Consider the following 14,945-nt stretch of genomic DNA (forward strand, 5'->3'; position numbering starts at 1 on the left):
AGCAATTTATGAGTAGTTGGTTAGACACCGTTAATTGGAATGCTGATGGCTTGGTTCCCGCCATCGCGCAAGATGCCAAAACTGGCCGGATTTTGATGATGGCCTGGATGAATCGCGAATCCCTCCAACTCTCGGCCGACCGCGGTGAAGCTGTCTACTGGTCGCGCTCGCGCAACCAGTTGTGGCACAAAGGCGAGACCTCTGGCCACATCCAGAAATTGCATGAAATCCGCCTCGATTGCGACGAAGACGTGGTTGTTCTACAGGTTGAACAACTGGGCGGTATCGCTTGTCACACTGGTCGTGAATCCTGTTTTTATCGCGTGTTAAAAGACGGCGAATGGCAGACGGTGGAGCCGGTATTAAAAGATCCGGCGGATATTTACCGCTAAGATTGCCAACCCTTATTAGTGAAATGAGCTGTTCATGAGTAACGATATTCTCCAACAACTGACGGAAATTCTCGAGGCGCGTAAAAATAATGCGGGCGCTGAGACATCCTACGTTGCCAGCCTGCATCAAAAAGGGCTGAATAAGATTTTGGAAAAAGTCGGTGAGGAATGCACCGAAACGATTTTGGCAGCAAAGGATGCACAGGCCAGTGGCGACAATACCGACCTGATCTACGAAACCGCCGATTTGTGGTTTCATAGCCTGGTAATGTTGTCGCACCTCGGCACCGATGCCGATGCAGTTTTGAAGGAGCTAGCGCGTCGTTTTAACGTTTCAGGTCACGACGAAAAAGCAGCGCGCACTCAGGAATAACAACCTTTATCTATTTTTTTGCGAGGAAATCATCATGGGTCTTAGCGGCATTAGTATTTGGCAACTCCTTATCGTATTGGCCATTGTGGTCATGTTATTCGGCACCAAGCGTTTGCGCACACTGGGTGGCGATCTCGGCAGCATGATCAAAGGTTTCAAAAACTCAATGAGCAGTGACGAGACCAAAAAAGAAGAAGAGGAAGCGCAGAAAGCGCTTGATTCAAAAAACCTGGACCAGAAAAACACTGCAGCGACAGCTGCGCCAACCGGCGACAAAGTTGATCAAAACAACACCAAGGTGTAAGCCGTGTTTGATATAGGTTTTACCGAACTGCTGGTATGTCTGGTGGTAGCTCTGGTCGTGATTGGGCCAGAGCAGTTGCCAGGTGCCGTGCGCTCCGCAGGGCTTTGGATTGGACGCCTCAAGCGCAGCTTGCGCGATACCCGCAACGAAATTGAGCGGCAAATCGGTGCGGATGATATTCGTCGTCAACTGCACAATGAAGAAGTCATGCAAAATATCGAAGAAGCACGAATCAAATTCGAACAAACGCTTCTTGATGTTAAGCAGTATGAAGATGCCAATGCCGAAGCGCGCCGGCAAGCATCCGACTACGGCCCACCCGACGAGTTACCTGATCACGCTCACGGAGATGAATCTGCCGCAGAGCGCAGCAAGCTGGTCACTCCCGCTACGGCACAACAACCAACCCCTGCTGCATCCACAACAAGCAGCACGACTGTTGCCAGCACTGGCAGTGCAGCCGTTGCAGGTACAACACCGACCACCACACATCAGGCTGCCAATACGTCCGCGCAATCTGGAACAGGCCACTAAGTCGCTCATGAACGATCAAAAAGATAAAGAACAACCGCTGGTTCATCACCTGATAGAGCTGCGCAATCGCTTGCTGCACACTGTCTATTTTTTGCTGGCCGTATTTGTTTGCCTTTTTCCATTCGCCACTGATATTTACGGTGTGGTGTCGGCGCCCCTGCTCGCGGTGTTGCCCGAGGGCACAAACATGATCGCGACTGATGTGATCTCGCCCTTTTTGACACCACTCAAGTTAACGTTTTATCTGGCGCTGCTGCTGGCTGTGCCCTTTATCCTTTTTCAGGTGTGGTCATTTATAGCCCCCGGGCTCTATAAACACGAACAACAACTTGCCGCGCCCCTGCTGATCTCAAGCGTAATCTTATTCTTCGCCGGAATGGCCTTCGCCTATTTCCTTGTGCTTCCTATGCTGTTTAATTTCACCATGGGCATAGAGCTTGAGGGTGTGAGTGCGATGACCGACATCACCAAATATTTGGATTTGGTGTTGCACATGTTTTTTGCATTCGGTTTTGCGTTTGAAATTCCGGTCGCAACAGTGCTCCTGATTCACTCAGGCATAGTTACACCAGAAGGCCTGGCAGAAAAACGCCGCTACATTATTGTGGCTTGTTTCGTAGTGGGCATGCTGCTGACGCCACCGGATGTGTTCTCCCAAACCATGCTCGCCGTTCCCATGTGGATGCTATTCGAATCGGGGTTGTTTTTTGGCCGGATGCTCAAAAAACGCAGCGAAGAACGCAATCAGGCAGCGGAAGCGGCCGACAACGACGAGAGCCAGAACCCCTGATTACATATTGATAAAAAAACGGCCAGTAACTAGCAAAAGTTACTGGCCGTTTTTTATTGTGGGTCGCCATCTAAACGCTGTTGGCCAGCGCCTCTTCTAATACCGCCTTATTCTCCTCAAATTTCTTCCAGCCAAGCTCGTGAAAGTAGAAGGCAACCGTGTTTATAGCCGGTTCCACCAGCGCCATAGTACCGCCGATAACTACACTACCGGTCAGGGCGTAGCCTACTGAAAAGGCGACGGTGAAGTGAACTGCTGCAAATGTTGCGGTCTTTGCCATGATGGAATCCTCGCTTGCTAATAGGGTGGCTAATCAAACTCTTCGCGATCAGCCGATGTAGCCATACTAAGCAAGCGATAATCATTATCAAAGAAAATTGACCTGATACACCTAATAGCAAATAGCTATTTACCAGCGATTGAATGGGGTGCAGGAAAGGTTGGAGTTGAAGTAGCGAGCATCCTCAGTCACCTCCTCACCCACCCAATCCGGTTTGGCGAAAACACTATCCTCCGAAGGTAATTCTATCTCTGCGACCACAAGACCAAGGTTCTCACCCAAAAACTCATCGACCTCCCAGACAAACCCTTCATGCAAGATTTTGCGGCGATTTTTCTCAATCAGTGGCTGCTCACACAGTGCCAATAATTCGCGCGCATCCCAAACCGGTATCGGATATTCAAATTCCGCACGGCGCGCACCAACAGAAGTTCCTTTAATGGTTAGAAAAGCCTCTTCCCCGGCAATCCGCACCCGCACCGTGCGGGCCTTATCGCGATTCAAGTAGCCCTGCGAATAAAACACCGGGGGCGCAGTGCGCCATGCATCACCCACCACTAAAAATTTACGTTCGATTTCAATTGCCATGAGCATTTACCGCGAAAGAATAACGTGTATTAACAGCCAATAAGCCGAGCAATCCCAGAATCAACAGCGGTACCGAACCACTGCCACTGCCCGATTTTTTAGGCTCAACTGCAGCAGCAGAGCTGGATGTATTAACGGACGACGAACTGACTGTCACCGGCTCATCCGGTTTATCGGCGATATCCACAACAAGAAGATTGGGCGACGCCAACATAAGCCCATTGCGCGGATTGTAGAGGCGCACAAAAAAAGTTTCGGTAAATTCATTGCCTGAAACATCAGCTGCAATCGGAATCTCAATTATTTTTTCGCTGGCATCACCGTCGAGCCAGCTAATACTGCCAGCGATGGAAGTGAAATCCTGAGCAGTTGCATTGCCCGGTTGAGCCTCATAAAACACATTCACCGCACCTGTGCTGCCACCCATTCGCTGCAATGTCACGCGCAATACCTCATCCTCTTTTGCGGCAACGCGCGCGCTGGAAAATTTTACGCTGCCCTGCGCTTTGGCGGTGTTATCGCGAATGACATACAAACCGCTATTAATATCACCAATTAAAATATTGCCACTCGGTAAAAATGGGTAGGTACTCCAGGCACCATTAAACGAAGCGGAATTCGCAATGGGATAGGTATCAAAAAAACCCGCCTCAACCGGATTGCGCGGATCCGAAATATCCAGCACAACCAAGCCGCGCTCGTAATTGGAAAAATAGTAGCGGTTGCCACGGGTATACCCATTGTGATCAACAGCTGGCGTCGGCCCGATATACTCGCCTGCCAATTCGGGCGCACGTAAATTGTTGAGTTCAAAAAAACGCACACGCGTATTTAAATTGTAGCGCTGCTCATCCAATTCATCGTGCACTGAATAAAATTGCCGGTCTTCTGTCCACCAACCCGAGTGCACATAAGACACATATTGATAAGTGCTGCGCGCCAAATTAAAGGGTTTGGCGCTATCGGTTTTGTCCCACAACAAGACTTCATTTTCGTTGTAGTCAATCACCAGATCGCAGTCATTATTTTTATCGATGCACTGCTCGCGCCGCGCATCCATAATCCACAGTGAGGTAATGTCATGGCTGTACCAATCGCGCGAATTGGCCGGATGTTTATAAACTGCTTGCGGCGATAAAGGATTAGTCAACGAATAACTATTAAATGCACCGCCCTGTCTATTGCTGCCGGCAAGATGCAAATAAGGCGTGCGCTTGGTGAGTACAACACCGGTAGAGTAGTCGACGTTACTGATATAAATATTGTGTGCACTGGTGTCAGTGGTTTCACTAGCCACATGGGTCACTTTATTTGGCAACTCATTCAAATCCAGAATCATTGTACCTACCGATGCTGCATCGGCACTGATGTAGGCATAACTCATCCAACGGCGACGCGTGTCATCGTAATATTGATAAGTTGCCAGATCGCGCCAGATGGTATTTTGGCTGGCGATATAACTCACTACACGCGGATTCACCGGATCAGTCACTTCAACAATACTCACACCATTCGTCAAACCGACCAACGCATATTCACGATTGTCATTGAGATCAAAATGCCCCCAAATATCATTGCCGCGCGAATTGTTATTGCCCAGGGTAGCAAGCGGCACATGCGCAAGCAGCCCTAAATTATTGCAACTAAATTCACCCGCTTTACCCGCCACACAGGGCACTTCTGCTTGCGCACTTGCCATCGCCGTTAACTGCGATTGTTTGGCATTCAGATAATCTTGCTCACTGCGGTTAAGGCCTTTGGTATCGCTAATGACCTGAAACCCTTGCTCAGCCAAACCCTGCGCGAACTCAGCGGGCACGCCCACCAGAATGCTGTTAGTGGCAGGCGCGGCCGGTTTTTGGAAAGTCTTTTTTTGATAGCTGCCAGTGACGGGAACCACATTGGATGAGAGATAAAATATCGAATCCAGATCGGTAATTTCATAGCGCCCTTCCGCCATCTGAATCTGGTCGCCCTTGCCCGCCTGTTTCGCGGCATAGGCGATGGTTTGGCAGGGCGCGCTGATCTGGTCACACCGCCCTTCGTCTTTCCCCGTCTCGGCGACATAACGCACCTTATCATGCTCGGCGTGGGCATACACCCATGTCGGCGCCAGCATCAACGCAGCGAAGTAGGCAATAGGCGGGAAGTTGGGATAACGCATAGGAGTTCCTTTTCGGGGATAAGCAGTACAGGTAGATGAGTATAGTCGGATTGGCAGCATAGATCCGCCCACTGGTCGGTTCAGGCTACAAACTACAGATTAAATTTATAGGCGTTTTTGTGGGGGGATTTTAGTGGTGGTAATAACTTTCCTGAACACTAAAAATAAAACCCCGGCATTGGGTTTACCGGGGTTGAGGGAGGCACTGCAAAAAATTCACTAGGAAGCAGCACCCAATTTTGTTAAGTGTTACAAAGCATGAACCACCTTTATTTCTTCGTTGTGTGTCAACGCCACGCAAAAAGTTATTTCCTCATCAAAGATGCAAACATCGTAATCTTGCCATGGTTCGCGGTTCGCTAGAAACGTCAAAAAATCATCTACCTTCGAAAGAATCATAACATCGTAGTTTTCCATGTACACAATATGCCGCCGCCCCTCATGAAACCATTTTTTTTCCAAGTCATTTGCCAACTCTGAAGAGTTGATGCGACAAGATATTGGTATAGATTCACCTCGATCCATAAAAAAATGTTTAGATAATTTTCCAACAAGTTTCCTACGAAACTCTACCCTACTCTCGTCAGAAATAATTTCCCCAAGAAATGTAAAATCCATAAATTAGACCCCCCCATTCACTGATTCAAAATAAATATGACCTTCTACTCCAGATGATTTTCCATCGGACCAATCACGCCATTTAATATGGGGCAACTCATAATCAAGGCCTGGAGCGTTACCACTGCCATCAACAGGATGAACCTGCTTGTTCGTTTTTGTTTTAGGTCCATAGGTGTAATTCCACGGTATATTCGGCCTCACTTTTTCCAAAATTCTCTCTGCTTCTTTTTGAGTCTTCACTGTTATGTTATTTCCTTTACCAGTAGCATCACGAACCGCTTTTTCATCGGTAGACAACGCTTCAGCATGTTTCTTTTTGTTTTTATCTCCATATGTCAGCACAACAATTCCCGCAAGTGTTGCTATTGTTGCATGCCCACTGGCCTGAAGTTCATCAGAAATTTCTTGCGCTGACTCTGCGGCCTGTGCATCCATTAAATCAAGTGTGTTGGGTACACCTAACACAGCTGAGTTGAATTCCATCGATTGTCTGGCGTACTGGGGAACCATATACGGGGAAGCAGCCTGCAAATACCGCTCCATATTATTTAACCAATCTTGAGAAAAATAATATGCATCCCATCCACACAAACTACCACCAGTAGAGATAGTCTGATTTTGTGAGTCATACTGATTTTTATCGCTTCCTTCTGCTCCTCCGGCGGTCTGACTGCCAACAGTAACTTCATAACACTTATACCCACTCGGATCCGTAAAACTCAGCGGATTATTGAACACATACGAATAGCGGTTGTAACTCTGCGAATTATAGGGCGCTTGCACAAACGGATCGGCGCTCATAAAGCGGCCCAGTTCCGGATCATACACGCGTCCGTTCATATGGATTAATCCCACCGAATCCAAATTAGGCAAAAAAAAGCCGCACATTTTCATGTGCGGCTTTCACGAAAAACACCTGAACTAAAACATTAAAACGAGTAGTTAGCCCCCAGGTAGTAAGTGCGGCCAAACCACTGCAAGGTGCGAGTTAACTCTTCATCAAACATATAACTTCTATTGGGTTCGTTGGTGAGGTTGCTGATGGAGAACACCAGGTCCAAACCGTTATCGAACTTGTAGGCAGCTTGATAATCCAGCAGCGTTTCCGGTGCATAGATGATCGGTTGCAAGTTGATGTTGCGTGTCTCGCCGACAAACGAATCCTGGAAGGTGGTAGACAGGCGCGTTTCAAAACCACCGTAGCTGTAGAAAACGGTGAAGTTAGCCGAGTTCTCTACTAATCCAGGGAATGGCAGTGCTGCATCCGCGGTTATGCCCGCCTCGACCGGATTGACCACACTGATCTCGCTGTCCGTCCAGGAGTAGCTGGTGCTCACCCCCAAGCCTGACCATACATCCGGCAGGAAGTTGAACGTCTGGGTGTAGGAGACTTCAATCCCGCGAATAAATCCGCCTTCCTGATTGTTGATAGAGGTGGAATAGGTACCGTTCTCCACCTCTACTTCCGTTGGTACGCCTCCGACCAAAATCTCTGCGCTATCGGGAATATCAAAGCCGGCGGCGCGGAAATCAAACTGCTCGAAGGTTACGTCCTGAATAAAGGATTTGATGTCGCGGTGATAACCGGCAATCACAAAGGCACCGTTGGTCTCTTCCATGTAATGCTCGTAGGAGAGATCAACCTGATCTGCAATAAACGGTGTCAGGTAGGGAGAGGTGTTGGAGCCGTAGTTAAAGCGCGGGACATTATCCGAGCCAGTGGTGATGGTGCCTTCGGAATCCGGAGCCGCCAAGCGGTTGATGGGCGGGCGCGACAACACACGCGCCAGAGCCAAACGCAGCTGGTCTTCGTCGGTCAGGGCGAAGTTCAGGTTTAGCGATGGCAGGGTGTCGCTGTATTTGGCGCCGAGTTTTTGGTAGGCGAAGTTGCTGCGACAATCGCCCAGCTCATCGCAAATTTCAGTCGCACCGCGCTCAACATCTCCATTCACATTGACCAATGCGATGCTCGATTGGTCAGTCTCTACGTGGCGCACACCGATATTACCGGTGAGGTCACGCCCCAACAGGCTGGTAGAAAGATTGGCCTGCAAATAATAAGAGGTGATGTTTTCGTCGATATTGGAACTCTGCTTCATCGACCAATCACGCCCTTCGCCCCAGCGCGCGGCTGGCTCAATTGAACGAGGTACGGCCTGCGGATTGGGGTTTTCTATGGTGGCCTCAGGCACTGGCCCCAGCACCAAACCGACGTTGTGCGCAGAGCGCATAATTTCGTCGCCATCAATCGCCAGGAAGGATGGGAAACGGGAGAAATCGCCCTTCCAGTTCACCACATCGGAAGTATCGACTGTGATAGGCAGGGACCAGTCCGACGTGATCGTGTTGTTGGCGCCATCACCGTAAACGAACACTTGACGGCGGTCTGTATGGTTGCGCTCGGATGCCCTTACACCCGCCTCTAGGGAGCTTATAAACAGGTCGTCAAACTCGTATTTCAAATCCAGACGCGCGGCGTCAATCAGATCGTCGTTGATGCGCGGATAGCGCTCGTAGCGGCTCAAGCGCAGGTTACTGACACCGTTGGCGTCGTAGGCAGCGTAATCACGGCTCAGGCTTACGGTAGGAAGATTGATGCCGTCCAGCAGATAGGCCATGGATTGGTCGGGATCGCGCTCGTAGGGGTCAAAACCCGGTGCCGGATCTTCTTTGGCGCGGTAGAGATGCGCACGCACTACGCCATCTGCCTGCACACCCGAGGCGTCGGAGCGCGACAGGTCACCGGCGATGGTCCAGGCATCTTGCTTCCACTGTACATTCAAGCCGCCGGAGAGCAGCTCGTTGGTTTGGGTCACATCGTTGCTGACTAAGTGAAAATCGAAAGCATCGGCGTTGTCGTCGGCCATCTTGAATTCACCGCCAACTACAGCCTGGTTGTTCCACAGCACAACACTGCTGACATCGGCACTGCGCAGCGGCTGAATACGGAAGCCGCGCGAATAACTGTCGGAGGTGAACTCGGAGTAAAACAGGTCGGACTTGATCGTCAGATTTTCATTAGGCTCGAACTGGACAGCAGCCACATAGCCATCGCGGGTCTCCTCACCGCCTGTCTGCAGCAGTTCAAAACCGTTGCTGATCTGCACACTGGATGGACGCTCCGCCACTGGTTGGGGATTGAAATTTTCATCCACCACCTGGGTGTTCAGACCGTCCTCGCTCATTAGATCGAAGGGGGCGGTTTCGTAGTTGTAGTGCTCAAAGCGGGCGGCTGCACGCGGCTGTACGAGCTTGGCGTAACCCAGTGCCACGCCGAGGGTGCCGTCCAACAGCTTTTTCTGGAACGAGAGCGAAAGGCGTGAACCATAAGGCTCGGCGCCGTAAATATCACTCGCCTGATCGTTAAAACTGCCGCGCACGCCGACCACAAGTTTCTGGTCTTCGGTCATTTCCAGCGGGTTAGCCGTTTTCAATTCCACTGTACCTGCCACACCACCTTCAATCAGCGATGCTTTGGGTGACATATACACTTCTACCGACTGGATCAACTCCGAGGGGAACTGGCTGAACTCCATGGCGCGGGTACCGTTGGGCGACACCTGCTCGCGGCCATTGAGGGTGGAAAAGACAAAGCCTTCACCCATGCCGCGAACCTGAATGGTGCCCGCTTGTCCGCCGGAACGGGTCACCGTAATACCGGGCACCCGGCCGAGTGCATCGGCGATGGACACATCCGGGAGACCACCCAGATCAGCAGCGGAGATAGCCTGCACTACGGTGTCGGCGTTGCGTTTGGTATCCAAACTGTTCTGGATCGAACGGGCGTAGCCGGTGACCATCACCTCTTCCACTTCGATCTCGGGTTTGGTCTGCTCTTGCGCCAGCAGCGCGGGTGAAATACCTGCCACGGCGAGGCTGGATATCACCAGGGCCATAGGCTTTACGTTAAATGTTTTCATCGTGTTCTTCTCAACCGTTAGGGATAGCGTTTTTTTATGGGCTGCGCCCTCACACCGGGCGCAGCGCTTCCTAAATGCCCTTGGGGGCACTGCTATTACTCGACCAGATCCACCCGCACTGTGATGGCGTCCGCCTGGGTGGTATCCACCGTAAAACGGTAAGTACCGGTCACAGGAATGGTGATGGCCAGGTTGTCATTGGAGCCTTGGGTTAATGCAGCTGCCTCCCCGACAGCGGCGCCCGTGCCACCCAGATTCGGGTTGCTCCAGTTGGTTTCGGCGATTTTGAACTGGTAACTACCCATAGCCACGTTGACGGTCAGGGTGTAAAGACCGGCACCGGCATAGGTCAAGCGGTTGCCTGCATTAGCATCCCAACCGGACGGGGTGATGGTGCCCCGCACGTAAATAGGCGTTGCGGCGAACAGGTCATCCTCATACACCCGCACGGTGGGCGCATCGGCATTGCGCGTGTTGACCTCAAAGCGGTAGGTCGCCGCTTTGGTGATGGTCAGCGGCACATTGTCATTGCTGCCTTGGGTCAGAATCTGGGGCTGGCCCAACTGCGCCGGGGTATTGCTACCCATGTTGAAGGTGCTCCAATCGCTCGATGCCACCTTGAACATGTAGTCACCGGGAACCATGGCCGAGGTCACCGCATAAAGGCTGTTGCCCTGATATACCAACTGATTGCCTGCGTTGGCATCCCAACCTGATGCAGTCACGGTGCCGCGCAGATACACAGGCACTGCACCGAAGGTATCCGGGTTGGTCACCTTGAGGGTTGGCGCAGTAGTGCTGGACGAAGCATCCAACTCAAAGCGGTAGATACCGGCTGTCGCAACATTAAGATGGATGTTGTCGTTGCTGCCCTGCGTCAGAGTGATAGAACCGCCCGGTACCAACGTCGCATTGGAACCCAGGTTCGGACTGCTCCAGTTAGCCTCGGCAATTTTGAACTCGTGGTTGCCCGCGGGCACATTCAGGAGTACCGAGTAGACACCGCCGCCTTCGTAGGCCATACGGTTAGCGGCCGTTGCGTCCCAACCAGCTGCTGACACACCACCGCGCACATAGACTGCGGTATCGCCATAAGGCACAGGAACTGCTGCTCCCAAACTAGCCGAGGCAGACAAACCAGCACCTTGCGCGCCCGCTTGGGCTTTCACAAATACCGCCGTTGTATAGGCAGGCACACTGAAGCTACCACCGGTCGCATTACCGGTCGCTTCAGCAAAACTCGCCGCTTTCACGGTTGCATCGGCCGAGGCTTTCTGGGTGCTGTGCAGGCTAAAACCGGTCGCGGTAGGTACCATCGCTACCTGGGTTTGGTTACTGCCGTTAACCACGACTACCAGTGCGTCGTTGGCAGGATCGAGGTCGGCGCGCGCCGTTGAATCGGTGCCGGCGACTGTGCCTGCGCCATCGTCAATACTCATCACAATCAAGCCTGCCACCTGGGTTTTGCCACCATCGTGGAAACCGACGCGGTCCAAAACTTCTTGCTCGGTTTGCAGGCTGAACAGCGGACTGCTGCTGGCGATACTGAGGAACTCCTGGAATACCTCACCGGCCATAGCGATATCAGCTGGCAGCGGCTTGGATTGGCTATCGGCAAACTGGCTGAGCACATAGGTATCGGTGATGCCATCGCGCAGTTCTGGCGGCAGACCCACACCCCAGTTGTTGCTTTGTTTAGTGAAATCCACCGCATTGAACCAATCGCCTGCGTTGTAGCTGTTGGGCGACATGGACTTGGAGCGCAGCAGGTCGCTACCCATTTGGAAGAAAGGTACGCCCTGGCTGAGCACTGGCAGGCTCAGGGTCAGGTTGTGGATACGCACCCGATTTTCGCGGCTGGTATTAGCAGGCAGCGCATTGGGGCGATGGATCCAATCCCAGAGGGCTTCGTTATCGTGTTTTTCCACGTAGTTGATGGCTTCTTGCGGGTCGAGGTTGTAAGCACCCACCGCCTCAGCCTTCACGATAGCGCCGGATTTGGTTTTCAGTTTGAAGTTCTTGAGGTTGCCCGCAAGGCCTACGCGCACTGCATCCACCCCTTCACCTTTGATCAAGGCAAGCTGTTGCAATGGGTTGCGCATACGGTCATTGAACGTACCTATGCCGGTACCGGCCAAAGCCTCCTGGGTTGAGCGCTCAACAATTCGGTCGCCCGAGGTGCCGCCGCCCGGTGTCCAAGCTTCGGCGTAGAAGTAGCTGTCTTCATCTACGGCTTTTACCGCGTTGTAGGCATCGACCAGCACTGACTTGGGCATAAAACCGGATTGGTCAAAACGGAAGCCATCGACCTTGTAGGCCTCGGCCCATTGCACGACTGAATCCTGCACGAACTTGCCCATCATGCGGTTTTCGGTCGCGGTATCAGGGCCTGCACCTGTGCCCTGCTCAGCCAGCGCAGTAGCAGGGTTAGTGCGGTAGTAGTAACCGGGAACCACTTTGTCGAAGACGGAGTTGGCAACATCAAGGCCAGAGGAAATGGTGTGCGGGTAAACCACATCCATCACCACGCGCAAGCCCATGTTGTGCAATGCCATGTTCATGGCGCGCATTTCTTTGATGCGAGCAAAGCCCATAGGATCGCTCGCATAACTACCTTCCGGCGCATTGAAATGCTGCGGGTCGTAACCCCAGTTGAACGCATCCAGATCGCCAATGGCAGCCATGAGCTTGCGCGCTTTGTCGCTGGTAGGGTCATAGCTTTCCAACACTTCACGCAGGGTTGATGCGTTGCTTTCCGAACCATCACAGGCATCAACACTATCGGGGTTAGTCACTTTTTGGCACAGCTCAAAGATGTAGCTATCCAGATTCACCTGCTCGTCGCTGCTCTCTTTGATACTGGAGCTATCGTTGCTCGGCAAGAAGTGGATATGGGTCATACCCGCATCCACCAATTCTTGCAGATGGTTAACCGGTGCAGTGCCCGATTGGGTAAACGCCATGTACTTGCCGCGGTAAACCGCAGAGGTGCTTTGGTCGTTGGCACTAAAGTCGCGGATATGGGTTTCGTAGATATTGATCATCTCCGGCGCCGCAACTGTGGGCACCATGTGGCCATCCCAACCAGCGGGCTTGAGATCACTATCGTTCAGATTGACGAACTGCGAATGACGGCCATTGGTAGACAAGGAGATGGAGTAAGGGTCAGTCACTTCCAGACGCTGCACTTTTTTGGATACAGGGCTGTAACCCTTGATGCGGAAACGGTAGTACTTGCGGTCTAGCTCGGTAGCTGTGCCGGTGTAAGTCCAAATACCTGTGGCCGCGTTCCAGTTCATGGGCTTGGAATCAGCCAGTTTGAGCGGGTCACCGGAATAAATGCGCAGATCCACTTCCTGCGCCGTTGGCGCCCACACAGACACGCCCACACCTGAGCTGTAACTCACACCCAATTTCGCTTCATCAGCGTCATTACTGCCTTTGGTGTAAAGATCATCCAGCGCTTTGGCAACCTGGATGCGAGTACCGCGACCGCGCTCAATAGTACCGGCTTCCTCAACCGAATCGTAGCGGCCAATAATAATCAGCTCATCTTTCAGCGCGGCTTTGATGGCATCCAGGCTGACGGATGTCGGCAGATCGTATGCAATGTAATTGGCCAGATGCGGCACCAGTGCGCGTTCATCATCGGTCATAGGGCGTCCGGCACCCAACTGCGCCAGCAGACTGCCGCCGGTCAATTTGCCGTCCGCCGCTGGCGCCATGCCACCAGCGGTAGAGTTATACAGCTCCACCTTTTTGCTCGCCGAAAATTCGCGGTTCCAGATAATGGTGCGCGCGCTGATCCAATGAGCCTCCACATCGCTAATACTCAGCAGTGGGCGCTCCAGGGTGCACACATCATTGATACAGATAGGCAGCGTGCTGAAGCGGCTGTTGCGCATGTTGGCCGAGTTGATAATCACCCAACCCATGCGATCGAACTGGCCGGAACCATCGCGCTTGATGTTGATTTGCAGGTCGCCCGTCTGCGCGGCGCCACCGGGGGTTTTGATAATAAAATTACCACAGCTACCCAGTGCACTCGTTGGAATGACAAAGAATGCGCCGTAATAGGGGTCGTGTGTAATACCCACACTACCGGAATCCTGACTGGTGACATGGGGACCATTCGGCCAAGTGGTGGGAATCGGGTAAGTCGTGCCCTTACCATCCACTATGCTGTCACCCCAGCCATTGCCGCAACTCTGCCAAAGATGCAGGTTGTAACCGGAAAAATCTTTTTCTTCGCTGTTAACGTAGATGACCACTTCATTGGCGCCCGGCATCCGGGTTGGCAATGGAAAATCGGGCACTACACACTCGCCTGCAGCATTGCGCACAGTGCCATCCGGGCAAGCCGGTAATTCCACGGGTGGAAGTGCAGCGCCGCAGGTGCCATCTGCGCGGATCACTAATGGATCGCGGCACGCAGGCAGCTCTGCGACAGAATTATCTGTACCACTACCGCCACCACCGCAACCACTGAATGACAACACGCCAAACGCCAGAGCAATTAGCCCCAACCTTTGCCGTGCACTGAAAGTTCGTGAGTTGAACATCTTGACTATCTCCCAATTAATTATTTTTACAATGTGAAAGCAGGAACCTGAATGGAAAACAGCGTACTGGCCGCAAAAAAATGCACGCCAACATGCGGGGCATAGTTACCCTGAAAAAATAAAAAAAGAATTTTTCTGTTATGACTATTAAAAAATTTCTAGCTCAAAGCTTAGTCTATGGAGGGGGTTTTCAATTCGCAAACTACATACGTATGCAAAAAATCAGGCGGGGAATTCTGCAAATTGCATACGTATGCAAAAGCAAAAAACATGAAGAAAAGTAACACTTTTTTATTGAGAGCAAAAAAAATGCGCCAAGATGTGCTCTTAGGCGCATTCATTAGTATTAACAATGTAGCAAAGCTAGTTGATGTAACGATAAAAAAAATCGTGCTATGAATTCAATGTTATTAAAAA

General features: G+C 51.7%; 12 protein-coding genes. 5 read left to right on the forward strand and 7 right to left on the reverse strand.

The window, feature by feature from the left end:
* Positions 1 to 8 precede the first annotated feature (8 nt).
* The 5 genes from hisI to tatC are packed head-to-tail and all read left to right on the forward strand — an operon-like array spanning position 9 to position 2,393.
* Positions 9 to 392 (forward strand): phosphoribosyl-AMP cyclohydrolase, encoded by a 384-nt coding sequence (gene hisI, locus J2X05_RS13115; protein ID WP_310073146.1) that lies wholly within the window; start codon positions 9 to 11, stop codon positions 390 to 392.
* A gap of 34 nt (positions 393 to 426) precedes the next feature.
* Positions 427 to 765, forward strand: coding sequence for a phosphoribosyl-ATP diphosphatase (locus J2X05_RS13120; RefSeq protein WP_310073148.1), 339 nt, complete (start codon positions 427 to 429; stop codon positions 763 to 765).
* Positions 766 to 799: 34 nt separating this feature from the next.
* A complete protein-coding gene (tatA, locus tag J2X05_RS13125) occupies positions 800 to 1,069 on the forward strand; it encodes a twin-arginine translocase TatA/TatE family subunit (protein ID WP_310073150.1) in 270 nt (89 codons plus the stop codon).
* A gap of 3 nt (positions 1,070 to 1,072) precedes the next feature.
* Entirely contained in the window at positions 1,073 to 1,603 is a 531-nt protein-coding gene (gene tatB / locus J2X05_RS13130) for a Sec-independent protein translocase protein TatB (RefSeq protein ID WP_310073152.1), read from the forward strand.
* Between the two features lie 7 nt (positions 1,604 to 1,610).
* Positions 1,611 to 2,393 (forward strand): twin-arginine translocase subunit TatC, encoded by a 783-nt coding sequence (gene tatC, locus J2X05_RS13135; protein ID WP_310073153.1) that lies wholly within the window; start codon positions 1,611 to 1,613, stop codon positions 2,391 to 2,393.
* A 70-nt stretch (positions 2,394 to 2,463) separates the two neighbouring features.
* On the opposite strand, the gene J2X05_RS13140 is transcribed toward tatC, so the two are convergent.
* The 7 genes from J2X05_RS13140 to J2X05_RS13170 all read right to left on the reverse strand — a co-directional run bounded on the left by J2X05_RS13140 (position 2,464) and on the right by J2X05_RS13170 (position 14,528).
* Complete coding sequence (locus J2X05_RS13140; protein WP_310073156.1) at positions 2,464 to 2,673, reverse strand: DUF2061 domain-containing protein; 210 nt, start codon at positions 2,671 to 2,673, stop codon at positions 2,464 to 2,466.
* Positions 2,674 to 2,802: 129 nt separating this feature from the next.
* On the reverse strand, positions 2,803 to 3,261 hold the full coding sequence (locus J2X05_RS13145) for a CYTH domain-containing protein (protein WP_310073158.1): 459 nt from the start codon (positions 3,259 to 3,261) through the stop codon (positions 2,803 to 2,805).
* A complete protein-coding gene (locus tag J2X05_RS13150) occupies positions 3,251 to 5,425 on the reverse strand; it encodes a choice-of-anchor B family protein (RefSeq protein WP_310073159.1) in 2,175 nt (724 codons plus the stop codon). The genes J2X05_RS13145 and J2X05_RS13150 overlap by 11 nt, the downstream gene beginning before the upstream one ends.
* A 249-nt stretch (positions 5,426 to 5,674) precedes the next feature.
* Positions 5,675 to 6,043: a hypothetical protein gene (locus J2X05_RS13155; RefSeq protein ID WP_310073161.1), complete on the reverse strand. Its 369-nt coding sequence runs from the start codon at positions 6,041 to 6,043 to the stop codon at positions 5,675 to 5,677.
* Between the two features lie 3 nt (positions 6,044 to 6,046).
* On the reverse strand, positions 6,047 to 6,940 hold the full coding sequence (locus J2X05_RS13160) for an RHS repeat-associated core domain-containing protein (RefSeq protein WP_310073162.1): 894 nt from the start codon (positions 6,938 to 6,940) through the stop codon (positions 6,047 to 6,049).
* A gap of 35 nt (positions 6,941 to 6,975) precedes the next feature.
* Positions 6,976 to 9,966, reverse strand: coding sequence for a TonB-dependent receptor (locus tag J2X05_RS13165; RefSeq protein WP_310073164.1), 2,991 nt, complete (start codon positions 9,964 to 9,966; stop codon positions 6,976 to 6,978).
* A 95-nt stretch (positions 9,967 to 10,061) separates the two neighbouring features.
* Positions 10,062 to 14,528: an alpha-1,6-glucosidase domain-containing protein gene (locus J2X05_RS13170; protein ID WP_310073166.1), complete on the reverse strand. Its 4,467-nt coding sequence runs from the start codon at positions 14,526 to 14,528 to the stop codon at positions 10,062 to 10,064.
* Positions 14,529 to 14,945: the final 417 nt, after the last annotated feature.

Source organism: Cellvibrio fibrivorans, from assembly GCF_031457055.1.
Lineage (GTDB): Bacteria > Pseudomonadota > Gammaproteobacteria > Pseudomonadales > Cellvibrionaceae > Cellvibrio > Cellvibrio fibrivorans.

What these genes read in the sequence shown, in the direction of transcription:
- hisI (WP_310073146.1), top strand. Translation starts at nt 9, where the DNA reads ATGAGTAGTTGGTTAGACACCGTTAATTGGAATGCTGATGGCTTGGTT.
- J2X05_RS13120 (WP_310073148.1), top strand. Translation starts at nt 427, where the DNA reads ATGAGTAACGATATTCTCCAACAACTGACGGAAATTCTCGAGGCGCGT.
- tatA (WP_310073150.1), top strand. Translation starts at nt 800, where the DNA reads ATGGGTCTTAGCGGCATTAGTATTTGGCAACTCCTTATCGTATTGGCC.
- tatC (WP_310073153.1), top strand. Translation starts at nt 1,611, where the DNA reads ATGAACGATCAAAAAGATAAAGAACAACCGCTGGTTCATCACCTGATA.
- J2X05_RS13140 (WP_310073156.1), bottom strand. Translation starts at nt 2,673, where the DNA reads ATGGCAAAGACCGCAACATTTGCAGCAGTTCACTTCACCGTCGCCTTT.
- J2X05_RS13145 (WP_310073158.1), bottom strand. Translation starts at nt 3,261, where the DNA reads ATGGCAATTGAAATCGAACGTAAATTTTTAGTGGTGGGTGATGCATGG.
- J2X05_RS13150 (WP_310073159.1), bottom strand. Translation starts at nt 5,425, where the DNA reads ATGCGTTATCCCAACTTCCCGCCTATTGCCTACTTCGCTGCGTTGATG.
- J2X05_RS13155 (WP_310073161.1), bottom strand. Translation starts at nt 6,043, where the DNA reads ATGGATTTTACATTTCTTGGGGAAATTATTTCTGACGAGAGTAGGGTA.
- J2X05_RS13160 (WP_310073162.1), bottom strand. Translation starts at nt 6,940, where the DNA reads ATGAAAATGTGCGGCTTTTTTTTGCCTAATTTGGATTCGGTGGGATTA.
- J2X05_RS13165 (WP_310073164.1), bottom strand. Translation starts at nt 9,966, where the DNA reads ATGAAAACATTTAACGTAAAGCCTATGGCCCTGGTGATATCCAGCCTC.
- J2X05_RS13170 (WP_310073166.1), bottom strand. Translation starts at nt 14,528, where the DNA reads ATGTTCAACTCACGAACTTTCAGTGCACGGCAAAGGTTGGGGCTAATT.